General features: G+C 53.8%; 18 protein-coding genes and 1 other RNA gene. 10 read left to right on the top strand and 9 right to left on the bottom strand.

All coding sequences use genetic code 11. The annotated features are described in order from the left end of the window. Positions 1-20: 20 nt before the first annotated feature. Positions 21-1,385: an MATE family efflux transporter gene (locus tag AC27KL_RS06580; protein ID WP_487169213.1), complete on the bottom strand. Its 1,365-nt coding sequence runs from the start codon at positions 1,383-1,385 to the stop codon at positions 21-23. 250 nt (positions 1,386-1,635) lie between these two features. Then, on the bottom strand, positions 1,636-2,811 hold the full coding sequence (locus tag AC27KL_RS06585; RefSeq protein WP_487169214.1) for a putative glycoside hydrolase: 1,176 nt from the start codon (positions 2,809-2,811) through the stop codon (positions 1,636-1,638). A gap of 317 nt (positions 2,812-3,128) precedes the next feature. On the opposite strand from AC27KL_RS06585, the gene AC27KL_RS06590 reads away from it, so the two are divergent. After that, on the top strand, positions 3,129-4,235 hold the full coding sequence (locus AC27KL_RS06590) for a GntR family transcriptional regulator (RefSeq protein ID WP_487169426.1): 1,107 nt from the start codon (positions 3,129-3,131) through the stop codon (positions 4,233-4,235). Here the strand turns inward: AC27KL_RS06590 and AC27KL_RS06595 are convergent. After that, positions 4,232-5,143 (bottom strand): SDR family oxidoreductase, encoded by a 912-nt coding sequence (locus AC27KL_RS06595; RefSeq protein WP_487169215.1) that lies wholly within the window; start codon positions 5,141-5,143, stop codon positions 4,232-4,234. The genes AC27KL_RS06590 and AC27KL_RS06595 overlap by 4 nt on opposite strands. 358 nt (positions 5,144-5,501) lie before the next feature. Here AC27KL_RS06595 and rhaB point away from each other — a divergent pair, with 358 nt between their 5' ends. Together rhaB and rhaA are read left to right on the top strand one after the other, a co-directional pair. Beyond that, complete coding sequence (gene rhaB, locus AC27KL_RS06600; RefSeq protein ID WP_487169216.1) at positions 5,502-6,953, top strand: rhamnulokinase; 1,452 nt, start codon at positions 5,502-5,504, stop codon at positions 6,951-6,953. A gap of 55 nt (positions 6,954-7,008) precedes the next feature. Then, the gene (gene rhaA, locus AC27KL_RS06605) at positions 7,009-8,292 is read left to right on the top strand and encodes an L-rhamnose isomerase (protein ID WP_487169217.1); all 1,284 of its coding nucleotides are present in this window, start codon (positions 7,009-7,011) and stop codon (positions 8,290-8,292) included. 206 nt (positions 8,293-8,498) lie between these two features. On the opposite strand, the gene AC27KL_RS06610 is transcribed toward rhaA, so the two are convergent. Together AC27KL_RS06610 and AC27KL_RS06615 are read right to left on the bottom strand one after the other, a co-directional pair. Next, complete coding sequence (locus tag AC27KL_RS06610; RefSeq protein WP_197069903.1) at positions 8,499-8,687, bottom strand: hypothetical protein; 189 nt, start codon at positions 8,685-8,687, stop codon at positions 8,499-8,501. A 185-nt stretch (positions 8,688-8,872) separates the two neighbouring features. Next, the gene (locus AC27KL_RS06615; RefSeq protein ID WP_339321566.1) at positions 8,873-9,697 is read right to left on the bottom strand and encodes a YitT family protein; all 825 of its coding nucleotides are present in this window, start codon (positions 9,695-9,697) and stop codon (positions 8,873-8,875) included. 426 nt (positions 9,698-10,123) lie between these two features. On the opposite strand from AC27KL_RS06615, the gene cshA reads away from it, so the two are divergent. Continuing rightward, complete coding sequence (cshA, locus tag AC27KL_RS06620) at positions 10,124-11,704, top strand: degradosome RNA helicase CshA (RefSeq protein ID WP_487169218.1); 1,581 nt, start codon at positions 10,124-10,126, stop codon at positions 11,702-11,704. Positions 11,705-11,804: 100 nt separating this feature from the next. Here cshA and AC27KL_RS06625 read toward each other — a convergent pair whose 3' ends face one another. Next, a complete protein-coding gene (locus AC27KL_RS06625) occupies positions 11,805-11,921 on the bottom strand; it encodes a sporulation protein YjcZ (RefSeq protein WP_081992025.1) in 117 nt (38 codons plus the stop codon). Positions 11,922-12,101: 180 nt separating this feature from the next. On the opposite strand from AC27KL_RS06625, the gene AC27KL_RS06630 reads away from it, so the two are divergent. The 3 genes from AC27KL_RS06630 (at position 12,102) to AC27KL_RS06640 (ending at position 13,824) form a co-directional block, all read left to right on the top strand. Then, a complete protein-coding gene (locus AC27KL_RS06630) occupies positions 12,102-12,926 on the top strand; it encodes a YesL family protein (protein ID WP_487169219.1) in 825 nt (274 codons plus the stop codon). Positions 12,927-12,997: 71 nt separating this feature from the next. Continuing rightward, positions 12,998-13,188: non-coding RNA, 6S RNA (ssrS, locus tag AC27KL_RS06635), on the top strand. 246 nt (positions 13,189-13,434) lie between these two features. Next, the gene (locus AC27KL_RS06640; protein WP_036706691.1) at positions 13,435-13,824 is read left to right on the top strand and encodes a DUF1499 domain-containing protein; all 390 of its coding nucleotides are present in this window, start codon (positions 13,435-13,437) and stop codon (positions 13,822-13,824) included. 191 nt (positions 13,825-14,015) lie between these two features. Here the strand turns inward: AC27KL_RS06640 and tpx are convergent, their stop codons facing one another. Further along, positions 14,016-14,534 carry a thiol peroxidase gene (gene tpx / locus AC27KL_RS06645; protein WP_036706695.1) on the bottom strand — a complete coding sequence of 173 codons (519 nt, stop codon included), beginning with the start codon at positions 14,532-14,534 and terminating at the stop codon, positions 14,016-14,018. A gap of 173 nt (positions 14,535-14,707) precedes the next feature. Between tpx and AC27KL_RS06650 the strand changes: the two genes are divergently transcribed. After that, positions 14,708-15,340, top strand: coding sequence for a rhomboid family intramembrane serine protease (locus tag AC27KL_RS06650; RefSeq protein ID WP_487169220.1), 633 nt, complete (start codon positions 14,708-14,710; stop codon positions 15,338-15,340). 41 nt (positions 15,341-15,381) lie between these two features. After that, entirely contained in the window at positions 15,382-16,305 is a 924-nt protein-coding gene (gene gltC, locus AC27KL_RS06655; protein ID WP_036706700.1) for a glutamate biosynthesis transcriptional regulator GltC, read from the top strand. Positions 16,306-16,370: 65 nt separating this feature from the next. Here gltC and AC27KL_RS06660 read toward each other — a convergent pair whose 3' ends face one another. Both AC27KL_RS06660 and AC27KL_RS06665 read right to left on the bottom strand, forming a co-directional pair. Continuing rightward, the gene (locus AC27KL_RS06660) at positions 16,371-17,045 is read right to left on the bottom strand and encodes a zinc metallopeptidase (protein ID WP_036706702.1); all 675 of its coding nucleotides are present in this window, start codon (positions 17,043-17,045) and stop codon (positions 16,371-16,373) included. A 45-nt stretch (positions 17,046-17,090) separates the two neighbouring features. Next, positions 17,091-17,522, bottom strand: coding sequence for a MerR family transcriptional regulator (locus tag AC27KL_RS06665; protein ID WP_212951680.1), 432 nt, complete (start codon positions 17,520-17,522; stop codon positions 17,091-17,093). Between the two features lie 351 nt (positions 17,523-17,873). Between AC27KL_RS06665 and AC27KL_RS06670 the strand changes: the two genes are divergently transcribed. Beyond that, a complete protein-coding gene (locus AC27KL_RS06670; protein WP_487169221.1) occupies positions 17,874-19,316 on the top strand; it encodes an ammonium transporter in 1,443 nt (480 codons plus the stop codon). Positions 19,317-19,353 lie beyond the last annotated feature (37 nt).

The raw sequence follows: 19,353 nt of genomic DNA on the forward strand, positions 1-19,353 counted from the left end.
GACGAACTTTTCAGGCCGAGTCATGCGGCGATGGCTTTGTTCTCCCGGCTCCCGCGCTGCACCCTTACAAGGCGCCAGAGCAGCAGGGTTGCGCCTGCGGCGAGCCCGGCAATGAGCCCGATCCAAAAGCCGAAAGCGCCCAGCGACGTAAAGGAGGCGAGGAGGTACCCGACGGGAAGCCCGATCACCCAATACGAAATAAAGGTAATGATAAAGGCGGGATTGACGTCCTTGTACCCGCGGAGCGCGCCTTGGACCGGCGTTGCGATCGCATCGGATATCTGGAAGAAAATCGCATAGATCAGAAAATGCTGCGTCAGCGCAATGACGTTGCTTTCTTCCGAATACAAGCCGGCGACGTATTTGCCGGCGACGAGCAGCACCACCGCGGTCGCAAGAGACAGGACCACCGCCGAACCGATGCCGAGGATGCTGTACTGCCGCGCATCCTTCAGCCGGCCGGCGCCCTTTTCGAAACCGACGAGGATGGTTAATGCCATGCTGATGCTCAGCGGGATCATGTACAGCGTGCTCGCGAAGTTCATCGCCGCCTGGTGCGCCGCAATCGTTATCGTGTTAAAGCGGCTCATCAGAAGCGTTACCGCGGCAAATACGGCGGTTTCGAAAAAAATCGAAAAGCCGATCGGCACGCCGATTTTGAGCAGTTCCTTCCATACTTTTAAAGATACGCCGTGGAACTTTCGGAAAATGCCGTAAGCGGCGAACGGTTTCAGCCGGATCACGAACGTGACCGCGACCGCAAACACGCACCAATACGTAATCGCCGAGGCGATCCCGGCACCGGCGCCCCCAAGGCGGGGAAATCCCCAATTGCCGAAGATGAGCAGATAGTTCAGAAAAATGTTGATCGGCAGGGAGATGAGCGTAATCGTCATGGAAATTTTCGTATGGCCGAGAGCGTCGATATAGCTGCGGAGCACCGTATAACCGAACATCGGAATGATGCCGATCGACAAAAAGCTCAAAAAGCGGAATGCGACGCTGCGGACCGGGGCATCGAGATTCATCCCGTCCAATATGACGGGAAGCAGCATGCTGCCGATGGCTAAAATCGCGACCGCGAGCAGCAGGGCCAGCCATAGTCCCTGTATGACGTGATAGGCGACCTTTTGGGCCTGACCTCCGCCGATCAGATGGGAGACGATCGGAGTCATGCCCATCAAAATGCCGCTCAAGCCCGTTTGCAGCGGGACCCACAGGCTGGAGCCGATGGCGACGCCGGCCAAATCGGTGGAACCGGCATGACCCGACATGTTCGTATCAAAAAACGTAATGGCGGAAAGAGCGATTTGCGTGATCAGGATCGGCAGCAAGATGACGAGAAATTGTTTCGATTTCTGACTGAGCGTTACCGTTGTTTTCATGTTAAGCCTCACAGTATATATAAATTTCGCGCTATTGAACGGCAGGAATCTATTGTAAAACATAAGCCTCCGTTTGAACAGGGATGACTGTTAATTAACCGGAAAGCAGTGCAGGAAATGAAGAAACCGCCGGAGATGACAAGCCTTGAAGCAGGGATTTGCCCTGTCGGGGGAAATCTTAAAAAGACCGAAACCCGGCCTTGGAGGGACCGGGTTTCGGCTGTGAAACGAATTTCGCGGGTAGAGCGCATTATTTGTAAACCACGCCTTGCGTATAGCGGTTGGTGGCATTCCACAGCAAATATTCGTCGATATGCATATCCTTCAAAGCCCGAATCTGCTCTTCGACCTGCGTTTTGCCGTATTTGACGTAGTGGCCGCTTCCCAGCCAACTGGCGGTAAAATCCTGAATCCACGGGCGAACGATCGGCTGCCGGTCCTTGAGCGGCTCGAGTTTTTTGAAGGTGTCGACCATCGAGCCTTTGATCGTGCGGTACGGCTCCTTGTCGGGGTCCTTGGCTCCGAACCAGCCCTGCGTGTAATGACTTGGGTACACCATCGGGCTGATCACGTCGACGTTAGCGGAGATTTTGTTGAAATCCTGGCCGATTCCTTCCGCCGCGGGCACCGATGCCGCGTAACCGAAAATGTCGACCGAAACGCGGACGCCCATCGGGGAGAGCTGATTGCGGGCATACTGCACGAAATCGGCGACGGTTTCCACGCGGGTTTTGCCGTTTTTGGCGTATTTCAGGGAGTCGGCCCGTTTCTCGAAGCCCTCGGGGAAGCGGACGTAATCGAACTGGATTTCTTTAAAGCCCAGCTTGGCCGCTTCCTTGGCGATTTCCACGTTGTAATCCCACACTTCCTTGCTGAACGGGTTGACGAAGCTGTCGCCTTTGCCGTTTTTCCATACGGTTCCGTCGCTTTTGACAAAGGAAAGATCAGGACGTTTTTTGGCAAGAACCGTATCTTTGAACACGACGACCCTCGCAATCGGATATACGTTGTGTTCTTTCAGGCGTTCCATGAGCCCGCGGATGTCGCGGATAAACGGCTGCGGGTGCCCGTTTTTGATCAGCACCGGGTTGTCCGTTTTGTACGTTATGTATCCGGCATCGTCTTTAATGTCGATGACCATGGCGTTCAGGTCCGTTTGGTCCACGAGGTCGAGAAGCTGGCTCATGCGCGCCCCTCCGGCGCTGTAGGCCGTGACGTACACGCCTTTGACTTTGGGGGCGTCCGTTTGGGGATCGGTTTTGGCGGCCGAACCGTTCGCGCTTGCGGCGACCTCGTTTTGCCGGGAAGCCTCGACGGCTGAATGAATGGCGGACTTCAACATATTGGCGGCTTGGTCGCTGCCGCTCTGCGGATGATGGTCTGCGCTGCCGCCTAACAACAACAGCAGTGCAAAGATGATATTCATAACAATTCTCTCCCTTGTTAGCGTTCACATTACGATTATATTAGAACGCCTAAGCTTAAAAACAACAGGTTTGTAACAATTTGACGATGATTACCGTCGAAAGTTGCGCGGTTTTGCAGGGGAGGCTCATGCGGTTCGCCGTTATATGGAGTATCTTTGCCTGCGGGGAAACGAAATACATATGGGCAAGGGGGATTGCCAAGATTTACGCAATGCTGGAAATGATCGCAATGAGGTTCAGGGCACCTGATCTTGCGAAAGCATATATCCTAAAGTATACTTAATTCATTCTGTAGGGAGTGATTACGGTGACGGGCATGGAAAAATCGGACAAGACGCCGATGTACCAATATATTATCAATGACATTAAACGCCGGATCGAAAACGGCGAATTACAGGCGCATGATCCGCTGCCGACGCAAGTCGAGCTGGCCAAACAATTCAACACCAGCGAAATCACGTCGCGGCGGGCTTTGGCCGATCTGGTTCAGGAAGGCTACATCTACCGGATTCGCGGCAAAGGAAGTTTTGTGAAGGAAGAGGTGGCAGCCCCGCAGCGGGATGCGATGCGCACCATATATTTAGTCTACAAAAACGAGGCCGTGGCTTCGTTTAACCATCCGTTTTTCACGGAAATGTTTCAAGGGATCCGGGAGGTATGCGAAGACAACGGCATCCGTTTTTTTCTGTGGGGGTTGGACGAAACGTATAAGCTGCCGGACGACCTGAACGCGGGAATCGTGTTGCTCACCAGCAACCATGCGTTCGATATCCGGCATCTGACCGGATGGCAGGAAGAAAAGCGGCGGATGGTGACCGTTCATTTCTTTTATCCGCATCTGGGCATTCCTTACGTCATCGTCGACAATTTGACGGGAGGGTATCTGGCGACGCATCACCTGATTTCGCTGGGGCATCGGGAGATCGGGATGATCCTGCCGGGAGAATCCATGATGGACATCAACCAGGAATTCTCCTTGCGCCTGCAGGGTTACCGCCTGGCCTTGTCCCAGCATCAGATTCCCTTCAATCAGGATCTCATCGCCGTATTGCCGGGGGAGGACTTCGCGGATACGGGATACCGGGGATTCAAGGCGCTGATGTCGCTTGAGCACCCTCCGACGGCCGTGTTTGGCGCCAGCGACCTGAAAGCCATCGGGGCGATGACCGCCGCCAAGGAGATGGGGATCCGCATCCCGGAGGATGTCAGCATCATGGGTTACGATGATCTTGCCATCAGCGAATTTACGAATCCCGCCTTGTCGACCGTCAACCAAAACACCCGCAAGCTTGGGGAGCGGGCCGCCGAAATCCTTTTGTTCGGGGGTAAGGACGACGAGAGCGGCCCGCTCCGCGAGGAGATCGTCCCGACGGTCATCGTACGGGATTCGACGGCGCCTTTGGCCCGGGATGCCGACGCTTAGCGGTACCCGGCGGCCTCGGCCGGTTTGCCTTTATCCTGCACCTCTTCGATATATCTCCAGGCATCGGGCCGCGACCCGTCCACATCGCAAAAACCGTATACTTTGGCCAGCTCTCCGCTGGAGACCGAGCAGCCGTTCCAGCGGCCTGCTTCCGGGTCCCCGGCCAGCGCTGCAACCGCACGCCCGACGAAGCGCGGCGTCTCCGAGATGATGAAATGAGGTTCCTTCTTAAGCGCGTCCCGCCAGTTCTCCTCCCGCACCCCGTAGTGGTCGAGCATGATTTCGGAACGCATCCAGCCGGGCGTTACCGCGACGGCTGTGCATCCATGGGGCCGCAGCTCGTGGGCCAGCGATTTGGCCATTCGAAGGACCGAGGTTTTGGCCAAATCGTAAAACATGGACAACCGGTAATTCCGGTCATTGTACGCGGCCGTCCCGTCCGTCATTTCGACGACCAGCCCCTTGCCGCTCCGGATCAGCAGGGGGAGCGCGAAATGGTTCGTGATGAGGTGGGTATCGATTGCCAGCCGCAGCATTCGGAATCCCTTTTCCAGTGATTGTTCCCATACGGGCATGTTCCACTCGATCAGATGTTCCCCGCCCCAAATGTCGTTGACGAGCACGTCCAGCCGCCCTTGCTCCGCCCCGATGCGGTTCATCAAAGCCCGAACCTGTTCCGGGTCCAGATGGTCTGTCCGTACGGGAATGCCTTTGCCTCCCGCGCGGTTGACGAGCTCCGCCGTTTCTTCGATAGTTTCGGGACGGCCATACTCGGAAGCCTGCTCCCTCGTCGTTCGTCCGGTGACATAAACGACAGCTCCAGCCGCCCCTAACTCGACGGCGATGCCCCTGCCGGCTCCACGGGTCGCACCCGCGACCAATGCTACTTTTCCTTCTAATGAATTCACGTTCTGCCTCCCCTTTCAAAAAAATCATTTTTACGCTTTTAGGATATACGTTAACGATGACAAAACCTGTCGTAGATGGACGATATTCAGATTTCGAGCAAAGTATACGCTAATCATCGGTTTGAAGGCCTTGGCAACGATAAAATCTTCCGATTCATCCAAAAAATGATTGCATAACCGCCAAGTATTCAATATACTTAATTCCAAAAAGTATACAATGTATTTTCCGCCATTGGTGGAACAGCTATACGAAAGTGCGCCAATAAACTTGCGATGCCGTCATGCACAATCCGTTCAAAGCGCGAAGGGCTTCGCATATGATTTTGGGTATGAAAAATCCATTTCGGGAGTCATGCATATGAACCATTATTTGGCCGTCGATATCGGCGCTTCCAGCGGCAGGGTCATCTGGGGGACGCTTCGGGAAGGAGCGCTCCGCCTGCAGGAGATCCACCGGTTCGGCAACGGATTCCATGAAAAAGACGGGAAGTTTTGCTGGGATATCGAATATTTGTTTGGGCAGATTCTTTCGGGACTGCAAAAGGCAAAAACGCTCGGCGTCGACGAATGCACGCTCGGCATCGATACCTGGGCGGTGGACTACGTGCTGTTGGACCGGAAGGGGGAGAGGATCGGGGAGGTTTACGCGTATCGCGATCCCCGGACGAACGGCGCCCCGGAACGTCTGCACCGGCATATTTCGTTTCAGGAAGTCTATGAAAAAACGGGCATCCAGCAATTACCCTTTAACACGCTTTACCAGTTGTTCGTGCATGACCGGGAGGAGCTGGAGGCGGCGAAGCATATCCTTCTCGTTCCCGATTACCTGCACTACCGGCTGTGCGGGGTTTTGGCAAGCGAAGCGACCAACGCCTCGACGACCCAAATGCTCAATTGGCAAACGCAGGATTACGATTCCGATCTGTTGGCGCTGCTTGGGCTGCATAGAAGCCAATTTCCCGATCTTGTCCGGCCGGGCGTCCGTCTGGGCGCCGTCCCAGGCGAGCTTGTCCGGGAGCACGGTCTCCCCCGCTGCGAGGTCATCTCGGCGGCAACGCACGATACGGCTTCGGCAGTGCTTGGGGTTCCGGCCCAAGGAACGTCATGGGGGTATCTCAGCAGCGGCACCTGGTCCCTGATCGGCGTGGAGCGGAAGCATCCCTTGACGAGCCGGCTTGCCATGGAGCGCAATTACACCAACGAATGGGGAGCCTTCGGCACGTACCGGTTTTTGAAAAACATGATGGGCATGTGGCTCATCCAGCAGGTGCGCAAGGAAGCCGATGACGCATATTCCTTTGCTGAACTCGCGGAAATGGCTGCGGCGGCCGAACCTTTCCGCTCGCTTATTCCATGCAACGACAGCCGGTTCATGAATCCGCCGAGCATGTCGGAAGCGATCCGCGGCTTCTGCAGGGAGTCCGGCCAGCCGGTGCCGGCGTCCGCCGGGGAACTGGCTCGGTGCATTTTCGACAGCATGGCGCTGTCCTACGACGTCTATGTCCGCGAGCTGCAGGAGGTGACCGGGGAGCGGCTGAAGCAGCTTCACGTCGTCGGCGGCGGCGCGAACAACGGATTTTTATGCCAGCTGAGCGCCGACGTGCTTGGCATGGCGATTTATGCCGGGCCGACGGAAGCGACGGTGCTGGGCAACCTTGCGGTCCAGATGATCGCGGACGGAGCCGTCCGGGACATCCGGGAGGCAAGGGATCTGATCCGCCGCTCCTTTCCGGTCCGCGCGTATGCGCCCCGGCCGCTGGACAGCGGTCTTTTGGCCGAACTTCGGGCGAAATACCGGTCGCTTGGCTGAAACAAACCGGGTGGGACGCCACCATTTCATTTTAAGAATCCGGAGGGGAAAACAGATGGAGTCGACGATTCAAAACAGCTTTGATGAAGCCAAGAAGCTTTACGGGAAGCACGGCATCGACGTGGACAGCGTCCTCGAAAGGCTTTCCCGCATCAAGATATCGCTTCACTGCTGGCAGGGGGACGACGTCAGGGGATTTTTGAACAAGAGCCGGGAGCTTGGCGGCGGCATTGCCGTCACCGGGAGTTATCCGGGGCGCGCCGGCACGCCGGACCAGCTTCGGGCCGATCTTGACAAGGCGTTCGAGCTCATACCTGGCAGGCATAAGGTCAATTTGCATGCCATCTACGCGGATACGGACGAGCGGGTTGATTTGGACGCGCTGGCGCCGAGGCATTTTGAAAATTGGGTCGCATGGGCCAAGGCCAAAGGCTACGGCTTGGATTTTAATCCGACGTGCTTTTCGCATGAAAAAGCGAACGACGGCTTTACGCTCAGCCATCCGGACGCGGGGATCCGCAGGTTTTGGATCGATCACTGCAAAGCCTCGCGGAAAATCGCCGAATATTTCGGCCGGGAGCTGGGGCAGCCCTGCGTGACGAACCTTTGGATTCCGGACGGGTACAAGGACACCCCGATCGACCGTTTGTCGCCGCGCGTCCGGCTGATGGAATCGCTCGACGAGGTATTCCGCGAACCGATCGACGAAAGCTACAATATCGATGCCGTCGAGAGCAAGCTGTTCGGCCTCGGCTCCGAAAGCTACGTGGTAGGCTCCCATGAATTTTATATGGGGTACGCCCTGAGCCGCGGAAAAACCATCTGCTTTGATTCGGGGCATTTCCATCCGACGGAAACGATCTCCAATAAGCTTTCGTCCTGGCTGCTGTTCGGCAAGCAGCTGCTGCTTCACGTCAGCCGTCCGGTGCGGTGGGACAGCGACCATGTCGTGACGATGGACGACGAGCTGCTCGACATTGCCCGCGAGCTGGTCCGCGGCGAACTGCTGGACAAAACCCATATCGGCCTTGACTTCTTCGACGGCAGCATCAACCATGTGGCTGCATGGGTCATCGGCACCAGAAACACGCTGAAAGCGCTGCTGCGGGCGATGCTCGAGCCGGTGGACCGGCTGAAAGAGATCGAGCTGGAAGGGGATTTTACGTCCAGGCTGGCGCTAGTGGAAGAATTCAAGTCCTATCCGTTCGGGGCGGTCTGGGATTACTACTGCTGGAAATCGGGCACGCCGGTAAGGGAAGAATGGCTGGCGGAGGTCAAGCGATACGAACGGGGAGTGTTGTTCCCCAGAACCCAAGCGAAAGGATCCGTCGTCGGTTAATAGAGCCTTTTTTGCGGGAACGTTTTCGCAGGAGCAAACGGATGAACGCAAAGAACCGGAAGCCCAAGATTTCTTGAGCCGCCGGTTCTTTTTGGCATCATGGCATTTATCACATGAACGGATTAAAATGCCGCCTGTCTTCAGTATGGTTCAGGGACTGACTACGAGGCGGCACGGATCTTTCGGTGAACTAACCACATCTTCATTCATTGAAGAGGCGCAGAGCTTTGATGTTCGCAGATGCTGTACTGGATAATTTCCATGGCATCTTCCTGTTCCAGGATACCCAGTCCGTCCCGCAGCACGATGAGTGAATTCAGTTCTTTTTGCTTCAAAAATGGCATCATGTCGGGGAACCACTTCATGACGATTTGGGACAATTTGACCGTTTCCATTTCCACAAAAATCACCCTTTCCTCTCGGATTCTTCAGAGCCCTAAATCTTTAAAGCCAAGGAACCGGAAAAGCGTGTAAGTGCCTGGAAAACCTTTGTCGATCCTAATCTCATGGAACTCATGCAGGTACCGCGCACCATTAATATACCACAAAACTCATCCTTTTTACACAAAGGGTGCCAAATTCAACTTCTGCGGAACGAACCCATGACCCCGACGGTCTCGACGATGTTGACGAAAGCTTTCGGGTCGGTCTGCTTGATGATCCGCTTCAGCTCTTGGAGCTCGTATCGGGTGGTTACCGTCATCAGCATGTCCTTGGATTCGTGGGAAAAAGCCCCTTCGGTTTTGATTTTGGTCACGCCGCGCGGGCGTTCGAGCAGTTTTTCCAAAAGGGCCTCCGTTTCGTTGGTAATGATATAGACGGTGACTTTGAAATGGCTGACGTGGATGAAATCGACCATCTTGCCGGTGACGAAAATGGAGATCATCGAGGCCAGGGCAAGATTCCAGTCGTTCTGCAAATATCCCGCGGCAAGAATGACCAGGCCGTTCATCGCCACCAACACGTTGCCGACAGGGAAGTCCCGGTAGCGCGTCACGATGGAGCCGATAATGTCAAAACCGCCGGAGGAGCCGCCCGCCCGGAAGGAGATGCCTGCACCGACGCCGACCAGGACCCCTCCGAACACCGAAGCGATCAGCGTATCCGTCGCGAGCAGGTTGACCGGAACGATGGCGATAAATGCGGTCGTGGCCACGACCGACAATATGCTGAGCACGATAAACCGTTTCCCGAGCTGGAACCAGCCCGCGGCCAAAATCGGCACGTTAAATACGAAATACAACACGCTGAGATTCATCGGCGTAAAATAATTGACCAGCATCGACAGGCCGGATACCCCGCCGCTTAACAGCTTGTGGGGGACCAGGAACAGATTGAATCCGCAGGCGATAAACGCCGCGCCGACGATCACGCCGATATATTTCCAAATATTACGGAGCTTCACAGTCTCACCTCGATTTTCTAAACGATACATTTTCATAAAAATTTTCAATCTTAGTTTCAAGCCGCTGGTGTTTGCGATTTAGTTTGTGATATAATGGATTGGATATTCTTGAGTAGGCTTGTACAATAGTTTTATTCTGACATTGTTTCAGGAGAAAATTACCGTTTACTAAAAAGTGATTTTGCGAATGAGCGGCGTTTCGTTTGGCAATTGATGGATCGGGAAGCGGGTGCTTCGTCTACATATTGCGCTCCGGAGCGGCCTGGATCGATGTCATGCAAAGTCCCTGTAGGCGTTTTTGCCCTGAATAACGCTATAGAGAATATAAGCCATGCAAAAAATCATGAAGAATGGCTAACCTATATATGTTTACCGCTACTTAAGAATACAGACAAGATTGTGGAATGTCCACTATATAGAAGGAGTATGAATATTTTGAAAAATTTTGCAGATTTAGGCCTTGAGCCGAAGGTTCTACGGGCCATTACCGAGCTTGGATTCGAGGAAGCGACACCTATTCAGGCACAGGCGATCCCGATCGCGATGACGGGACGCGACTTGATCGGTCAAGCACAGACCGGTACGGGCAAAACGGCCGCATTCGGCATCCCCCTGATCAACAAAATCTCGAAGGAAACGGACAAAATCGTGGCGCTCGTCATGACCCCGACCCGCGAGCTGGCGATCCAGGTGGCGGAGGAAATCGGAAAGCTTACCCGCTTCAAAGGCATCGGCTCCCTGCCGATTTACGGCGGCCAAGACATCGGACGCCAAATTCGCGCCTTGAAGAAAAAACCGCAAATCATTATCGGTACTCCAGGCCGTTTGCTGGATCATATTAACCGTAAAACCATCCGTCTCGACGACGTCGAAACCGTCATTCTGGACGAAGCCGATGAAATGCTGGACATGGGCTTTATGGAAGATATCCAATCGATCCTGAAGCTGGTTCCGGAAAATCGCCAAACGATGCTTTTCTCCGCAACAATGCCGCCTAACATCCAAAGACTTGCCCAGCAATTTTTGAAAAATCCTGAACACGTGTCGGTCGTACCGAAACAAGTCAGCGCGCCGCTGATCGATCAAGCTTACATCGAAGTGCCTGAACGCCAGAAGTTCGAAGCGCTTTGCCGTTTGATCGACATGGAGTCTCCGGAGCTTGCGATCGTATTCGGACGCACCAAACGCCGCGTCGACGAGCTGTCGGAAGCTTTGCAAAAACGCGGATATTCCGCTGACGGCCTGCATGGGGACTTGTCCCAGAACCAACGCGACACCGTGATGCGCAAATTCCGCGACGGAAGCATCGACGTGCTGGTTGCGACGGACGTTGCCGCCCGCGGTCTGGACGTGTCCGGCGTTACCCACGTCGTCAACTTCGACCTTCCGCAGGATCCGGAAAGCTATGTTCACCGCATCGGCCGTACGGGCCGGGCAGGCAAGGAAGGAACGGCTTGGTCGTTCGTGACGCCTCGCGAAATCGACCATCTGCACCTGATCGAACGGATCACGCGCCATCGCATCGCCCGCAAACCGCTGCCGACGCTGGCAGAAGCGATCGAAGGCAAACAGCGCATCATTGCCGAGCGTTTGCTCGAGACGATCGAAAAAGGCGAGCTGAACGAGTACAAAGGTCTGGCGATCCAGCTGCTTGAGCAGTACGATTCCGTGCAGCTTCTGTCCGCGGCGATGAAAATGCTGACCGGCGAGAAGCGCGATTCCGAAATCCAGCTGACTCCGGAAGAACCGATCCGCGTGAAACGCCGTTACAACAGCGGCAAGCCTGATCTCCGGAACGGCCGCAGACCTTCGGGCAACTACGGCGGTTTCCGCAGCAACAGCGGCGGCAGAGGCGGCTACAACCGCGACCGCGATAACCGCGGCGGCTACAACCGCAACGGCGGCCGCAGCGATTCCTACCGCGACGGAGACCGCAAGCCGCGCACCAGCAGCAGCAGCGGCGAGGGCAGACGCCCGTCCAAACGCGACGAATCCTACAACAGCTAAGCCAAAGGCGGGGACGTTACCCGCTCAAAATTAAAGAGACGAGGGGCATTGCTGCCCTTCGTCTCTTTTTTTGGTTGCTGCCAAGGATGGTTCGCTCGGATTAGAAAATGAATGCGCGCGTGATGATGACCAGCAGAATGAAGAGAACCAGAATCGCACCTGTGGAACCCCACAAACCAAGACCAGGACCATAACCATATCCACCAACATGAGACATTGAGAATTACCTCCTTAAGTGTTTGATTCCTTTGGGTTACTGTGTATCTTATGTGGGTGAGCACCTTGAGGTATAGACCATCACCCATTTTGCGAAAAAATTAGGCTCTGGCAATGTAAGGCTAAAATGCGGTAAAATATCATTAGTACGAGCATAGATAGTGGAGGAGGAGGCTTTTTCTTGGAATTTAAAGGCGCAATGGGCGGTATTTACAGATTAACGGAATGGATCACCCGCTTTGCTTACAGCAACATTCTATGGCTGGTTTGTTCGTCTCCGTTTTTCTTTTTTCTGGTGACCAGGCTGATGGTGACCGGCGTAAACGAAACGCTTCAAATGAACTGGGCCATGGGTATTGTGGCACCGTTTACATTGTTTCCGGCCACGGCGGCGTTGTTTGCGGTCGTGCGCAAATGGGTGATGGGCGATCCCGACGTCAAAATTTTCAGCTTGTTTTTCAGATCGTACAAGGAAAATTACAAACAAAGCATGATCGGAGGCATTTTTTACGTTCTGCTTCTGGTGATCATGATGGTGGACTACACCGTTTACATGACGCAGTTCAAGAACATGCAAATCATCGGCATCGTGATGCTGATTCTGCTGATCGTCTTGTTCGTGTCCTTGTTCAATTTCTTTTCCATGATCGTCCATTATCATATGAACATTCGGCAGATCATGAAAAATGCGGTGCTGATCACGATCATCCGCCCGTTCCGGGTCATCGCGACGGTGCTCGGAAGCGCGGTCGTACTGTTCATTGGCTCCAAATATCCGGCGCTCATCTTCTTTTTCGGCGGAAGCTTGATTGCTTACTGGGCATTTTTTAATTTCTACGCGACGTTCACCAAAATGCAGGAACAGGCCGAGCGGATCAAACAAAAGGAACTCGAGGAGCAAGAAGCCGCGGAGGCAGGCATTGATCTTGAAGCTACATCCGGCGCGGCCGGTGGCGAACCCGGCGACGGCGATCGGCGGAGCGGGGAAACGACAAGAAAGGACTGATCCCGCTTCGGTTCGTTTCGGAATTTTTCTCCCGAGATTTACTTTTTGAGCAAAAAGGTCTATAATAAGACTACATCCTGCGATGTTCGCCACGGTTAATCGTTGTTTTGAACCAATGATGATGTCTAGGGAGATTTTTACGATGCGCGGCTGGAACGCCCTGTCTATATGACAAGGGGACTTCAAAAACGCGTCCGCGATCACCCACCTGCCAAAGCAGGTTCAGAAGACAATTTAACCGGACGGCATAGGCGGGTTTTTATTTTAGAACATGGCAGGGCACTCCGTGCTTGCGGATTTTACCGCAAACCGGGGTGTCTTTTTGGTTTACGAAAAACATCCCGGCGGACTCTCTTCGTAAGCGAAGGCAAAAACGTGCAAACGCTTTATGGAAAGCCGCGCTAATTTGCCTTTTCGCCGAATTTTCCCTTACTTTCTCTTTTGTTCTGGTCCCAACAATGATACACTGTAAAGTATTGATGATGCTTACTACAAAGGGGGAAAGGTCTTGTCGCTGAAAAGGGTTCTAGTGGGAATCTTTCGCAGTCAGGAAGGTACAAGCGACCGGGCGAAGGATCCGAAGATGAAGACGCGCTACTACAATTTATCGAAAGACAAGGCATGGGAGGAAATATCCTCGACATTAAAAAAGATCCCGGGGTATAAGGTCTTGCATGAAGTTCCTTCCGTCGGCGAAATTACGCTGGAGAAAAGAACGTCTTTCGGACGAACGGTGGACATCACGGTATCCGTGCTGTCGGTAGGTCCGGTGCGCAGCGCGGTTGACATGTATTCCGCTTCCAGAGGTTCCCTGGGGGATTTGGGGGCCAACTACCGCATTATTCTCAATTTATTTTCGGCACTCGACAAGAAACTGGGCAAATACAAAGTCTCTTAACGATAGGCATGAAAAAGCGAGAGAAAGACACAAGCTTTCTCCCGCTTTTTTTCAGGTAGGGAATACGCGTCGTTGACGCGCTTCCCGATTCGAATGAACAGAGGACATGAAAAAGCGGTCTGTCTTCAACGAAAAACGACGATAGGCTTTTTCTTATGCCCTGGCAAGCATATACTTAAGGCGAGGGCTTCTTACAGAAGCTCTTTGACGGCTGCGACCGCTTTTTCGTAATTCGGATGTTCGGCCATCTCTTTCAGATATTCCACGTACGTGATTTTGTCGTTTTGGTCGACAACGAAAATGGAGCGCATGTCCAGACGGAATTCCTTGATGTGGACGCCGTAGGCTTGGCCGAAAGACATGTCCTTATGATCCGAAAGCGTGATGACGCGGTCTACGCCGGCTGCGCCGCACCAGCGCTCTTGAGCAAACGGAAGATCGGCGCTGATGGTGAGTACGACCACGTTATCGCCAAGGGCGGAGGCCTCCTCGTTGAAACGGCGGGTTTGGGCGTCGCATACGCCGGTATCCAGGGAAGGTACGACGCTGATCAGCTTGATTTTTCCCGCGAAATCTTTCAGGGTAGCCTGTTCAAGCAGATTTTTGCTGACGGTAAAGTCCGGAGCCTGATCGCCCGCCTTCAGTTCGGGACCGATCAGCGTAATCGGATTGCCTTTAAATGTTGCAGCACCTGTGCGTTCTTGTGCCATGGTTGATTCTCCTTTCGGATATGGAATTTTGGTGATTCGTGCCAATTCATTATAATCTTTTTAAAAAGGGATTGTCCAATGAGCCGGATGCCGGCGGGCGACGCCGCGAATGCCAACATGGTTTCCCGATATCCGGGACGGTCCCGATATAGCGATAGAAAAGGAAGTGCGGCATGTTATTTGTTCGTTATGAAAACTGGAAAAGCTACTTGAAATATTATCCGATTACGACGATATTGTTTGTGGCGAATATTGTGATGTACCTGATTCTGGTCTTTAACGGAGGGGCCTCCGATCAAAACACGATCATCCGATTCGGGGCGCTGACCAACGTGGAAGGAATGAACGAATGGTGGCGATACGTAACGTCGCTTTTTCTTCACGGAGGTTTTTCGCATCTTTTGTTTAACGATTTTGCCATCCTCGTCTTCTGCCCGCCGCTTGAGCGGCTGCTTGGGGCTTGGCGATATGCGCTATTATACCTGCTCAGCGGCGTGATCGGCAATATTTTGTCCGTGGCGCATTATAACCGTCTGGGGGAAACGCTCCTTACGTTAGGCGCCTCAGGGGCCGTTTACGGGGTGTACGGAGCCTACCTCTACATCGCCCTGCTGCAGCGGAACCTGATGGACGAATCCTCGCGCAAGACGATTTATGCCCTGCTTGCCATCGGGATTATTTTCTCGTTTGCTTCGGGGGAACAAATGAAAATCAACTGGATGGCGCATTTGGGCGGATTGGTCGGCGGATTTTTCGTTTACGGCTTAATGGCAAGGATTTTGAAGAAACGGTATGGAAGGTCATAGCAAGAGGACCCGCGTAAAAAGCAGAATGGAGCGAGTAACAGGTGGAATTAAGACAGTTGCAGTATTTTTTGAAGGTAGCGCAGAAAGAGCATGTCACCCAGGCTTCGGAGGAGCTTCACGTGGCCCAGTCTGCGGTCAGCCGTCAGATTCATCAGCTGGAGGAAGAGCTGGGCGTTCAATTGTTTATGCAAAAGGGAAGAAACCTGCAGCTGACGCCGGTAGGACAGCTGTTTTGCAAACGGGTGGACAGCATCCTCAAAGATCTCGACCGGGCGGTTGCCGAGGTTCATGAATTTTTGGACCCGGAGCAAGGCGAAATCCGGATCGGTTTTCCGCACAGTTTGGGGATCCATCTTATTCCGTCTGTCGTGGCCGAATTCAAGCGGCGGTATCCGAACGTGAAATTCAGGTTCAAGCAGGGCATGTTCCCATCCTTGATCCGCGACGTCATTTCGGCGGAAGTGGATCTTGCCTTCATTTCCCCGTTTCCGGAGAAGCATGATCAAGTGGAAGGGGAGATTATGCTGACGGAGGAGCTGTTTGCGATTTTGCCTCCGAACCATCCGCTGGCCAAGGAAGAGAGCATCAAGCTTAGCCAACTCAAGGACGATAAATTCGTCCTGTTCAGCAAAGGGTATTCGCTGCGGCCGATCGTATGGCATGCCTGCTTGGAGGCGGGATTCACGCCGAAGATCGCGTTTGAGGGCGAGGAAACCGACACGATCCGGGGGTTGGTGGCCGCGGGCATGGGGGTAAGCATTTTGCCGGAGATGGCATTATTCCAGACGAATCCGCTCCAGCCTGCCCGTGTACGGATTTCGGAGCCGAAGGTGACGCGCACCATCGGGCTGATCCACCGATCGGACGACAAGCTGCCGCGGGTGGCTCAGGCCTTCCGCTCCTTTTTGCTCAGCTACTTCGGACTGCAGCAGCAAGCCGGAACTTGCGATAAACCGAAAACATAACCTGAACAATCATAAAACCCCCTGGCCGGTTGGCAACCGTCCAGGGGGTTTTTGGCGTCATAACGTTAATCGCGGTTATTGTTCACGAAAATAAAGATGTAGCGCAGAAGCTCCAGCACGGAGATCAGCGCGGCAGCCACATAGGTCAGGGCCGCGGCGTTCAGCACCTTGGCGACGCCTCTTTCTTCTTCGTTTGTGATATATCCTTCGGCCACCATAATGTCGCGGGCGCGGTTGCTGGCATTAAATTCGACCGGCAGCGTAATGAGCTGGAAGGCGACGGCAACGGAGAAGAAGATAATCCCGATCCCGAGAAGCCCCATCCACTGGAACAGGAAGCCGGCGATAATGAGCAAAGGAGCGATCCCCGACGCAAAGTTGACGATCGGGAATATCCGGTGTCTCAGCACGAGCATCGGATAATGCTGTTTGTGCTGAATGGCGTGTCCGACCTCGTGACAGGCGACCGAAACCGCCGAAATCGAATTTTCGTAGTAGACCGGTTCGGATAAGCGGACCACGCGGTGAATCGGATCGTAGTGGTCGGATAACGCGCCGCGCACCGGTTCGATCGGAACATCGTGCAAACCGTTGCTGTCAAGCATATGCCGGGCTGCATCGTAGCCGGTCATGCCGCTGGCCGCCGGTACGTCCGACCATTTTCTGAACGTTCCTTGGACCCGGAACTGCGCCCACAAGGAAAAACCGAACGCAATGATAATAAGAATATACATTCCCATCTTACAACCTCCTGCTTGTGTCGATACCTGTAAAATAGAGCCTCGCTAAAGGGTAGGTCCTTGTTCGAGGAAAAGCCTGATCGCCTCGATGCATGCCGCGCCCTGCGGCAGCAAATTCAGCAGCAGGCGCCGCGCTTGCCCTGGCTTCATCTTCTCGAGAAGGGGGCTGAGCTCCTTGACCTCGCGTTCCAGCTGCTGCATTTGCAGCTCCAGGTGGGAAAGCCTGTCGGATACGTGATGGATCTCAGGGGCGGCATCCCATTTGGCAAGCGTCTGGCGAATCTCTTCCAGAGTATATTTCTCTTGTTTCAATTCATTAATACGTTTGAGACGGAGCAAGGTTTCATGGCTGTACAAACGATAATTTTTAAGAGTGCGCTTTTCGGGAGAGATCAACCCCAGCTTGGTATAATAGTCGATCGTACGCTCGCTGACGCCCCCGGCCTTAGCCAATTCACCGATCCGGTAAAGTTTCATATCCCCATCTAAACCACCTCACCGAAAAAAGTTTGCGGATGCTGATTTATTGCAGTATCCCGAGCTCTATAGAATGAACGTCTCATTTTTGTCGGTTTTCTAAAAAAGGATGCTCCGGTTCGTTCAATCTATGTAACTCATTTTAATGACCTGTAGATAAAAATATGATACATGATAACGAACCGTACAGTCAAACGTTACGGTTTTATAATATAACAATTCATGTAATATATTTTTACATATATTATTTTTTTGAGAATTGTATTGTCATTTTCCCGCTTATCTGTTTATAATGTGATTAATAATTTCGTAATATGTTATAAAACCTAACATTAAAGAGGAGTGGGGAACATGAAAAAAAAGTGGCTTGGCGGTGGATTAGCTTTTCTTGCGCTGATGGCATTTCCGGCAACGGTATTTGCCGATGACGGGGCAAGCAATATGGCGCTTCAGACGGGGCTGAACACGTTTTTCGTATTTATGGCCGCGATGCTCGTCTTTTTTATGCAGGCGGGATTCGCCCTTCTGGAGGCCGGTTCGGTGCGGATGAAAAACGCGGGCCATATTGCCGGGAAAACGGTGCTGACCCTCGGAATCGCCATCGTCGTGTTTTGGGCGTTCGGGTTTGGCCTCGGATTCGGAAACGGCAACAGCCTTTTCGGAACGACCGGGTTTTTTATGACCGGCGATTCGATGGCTTCCTCTTTTGACGCGCTTTCGGCGTCGGAGGTCTCTTTATCGGTGAAGTTTTTGTTCCAGCTGTCGTTTGCGGCCGTTTCGCTGGCGATTGCCTGCGGCGGCATGGCAGAACGCGCCAAGCTGAGCGTATATATCGTATTCGGCACGTTGTTCATGATCGTGATTTATCCCGTGGTGGCCCATTGGGTGTGGGGCGGCGGCTGGCTCGGCCAACTCGGCATGCAGGATTTCGCGGGTTCGGCCGTCGTGCATTTAACGGGGGCGACCGCGGCGCTGGTCATTACCTACCTGCTTAAACCGCGTCTTGGCAAATACAATAAGGATGGCAAACCAAACAGTATTCCGGGTCATAATCAAGTGCTTTCCGTTCTGGGCGTGTTTATTCTGTGGATCGGCTGGTTCGGCTTCAATCCGGGCAGCACGCTTTCGGCACTGATGGACGGCTTTTTCGGATACGTCGCGCTGACGACCAATCTGGCGGTGGCGGCGGGCGCCATCGCGGCGCTGTTCATCTCATGGGCGGTATTCGGGAAAGCGGACATTCCCAGCATGCTGAACGGCGTGTTGGCCGCGCTCGTGGCGATTACGGGCGCTTGCGCGTTCGTCGACGCATGGGCTGCCGTTGTCATCGGCGCCGTCGCCGGCATCGTCACCTTCTTTACGGCGCAGTGGTTTGAAAGAGTGGGCATCGACGATCCGATCTATGCTTTTTCCGTTCACGGCATTGCCGGCATTTGGGGGGCGATCTCCACAGGATTGTTTGCGACGCCAGAACTCGTGGAAAAAACGGGGGTCGGCAAACCGGGGCTGTTCTACGGAGGAGGATTCGGGCAGCTGGGCGTACAGCTGCTGGGCGTGCTCGGCGCCTTTGTATTCGTGTTCGTCATCTCGTTTGTGATCGTCGGCATCATGAAAGCGACGATGGGAATCCGCGTCACGGAGGAAGAAGAAATGATGGGGCTGGACATCAGCGAACACGGCGCCTACGGGTATCCGGAGCAAATGAAGCTCATCGCCGGCGCCGAGGCGGCAAAATCCGCTTCCGAGATGCCTTCCGCCTCCAAACCGGCGGTCGGGACCGGCGATTCCTTTTAATCCGAAAAAAGCAGGCGAGGACGCAGCGTTTCGTCGA

The sequence above is a fragment of the Paenibacillus sp. YAE3 genome, from assembly GCF_057546105.1.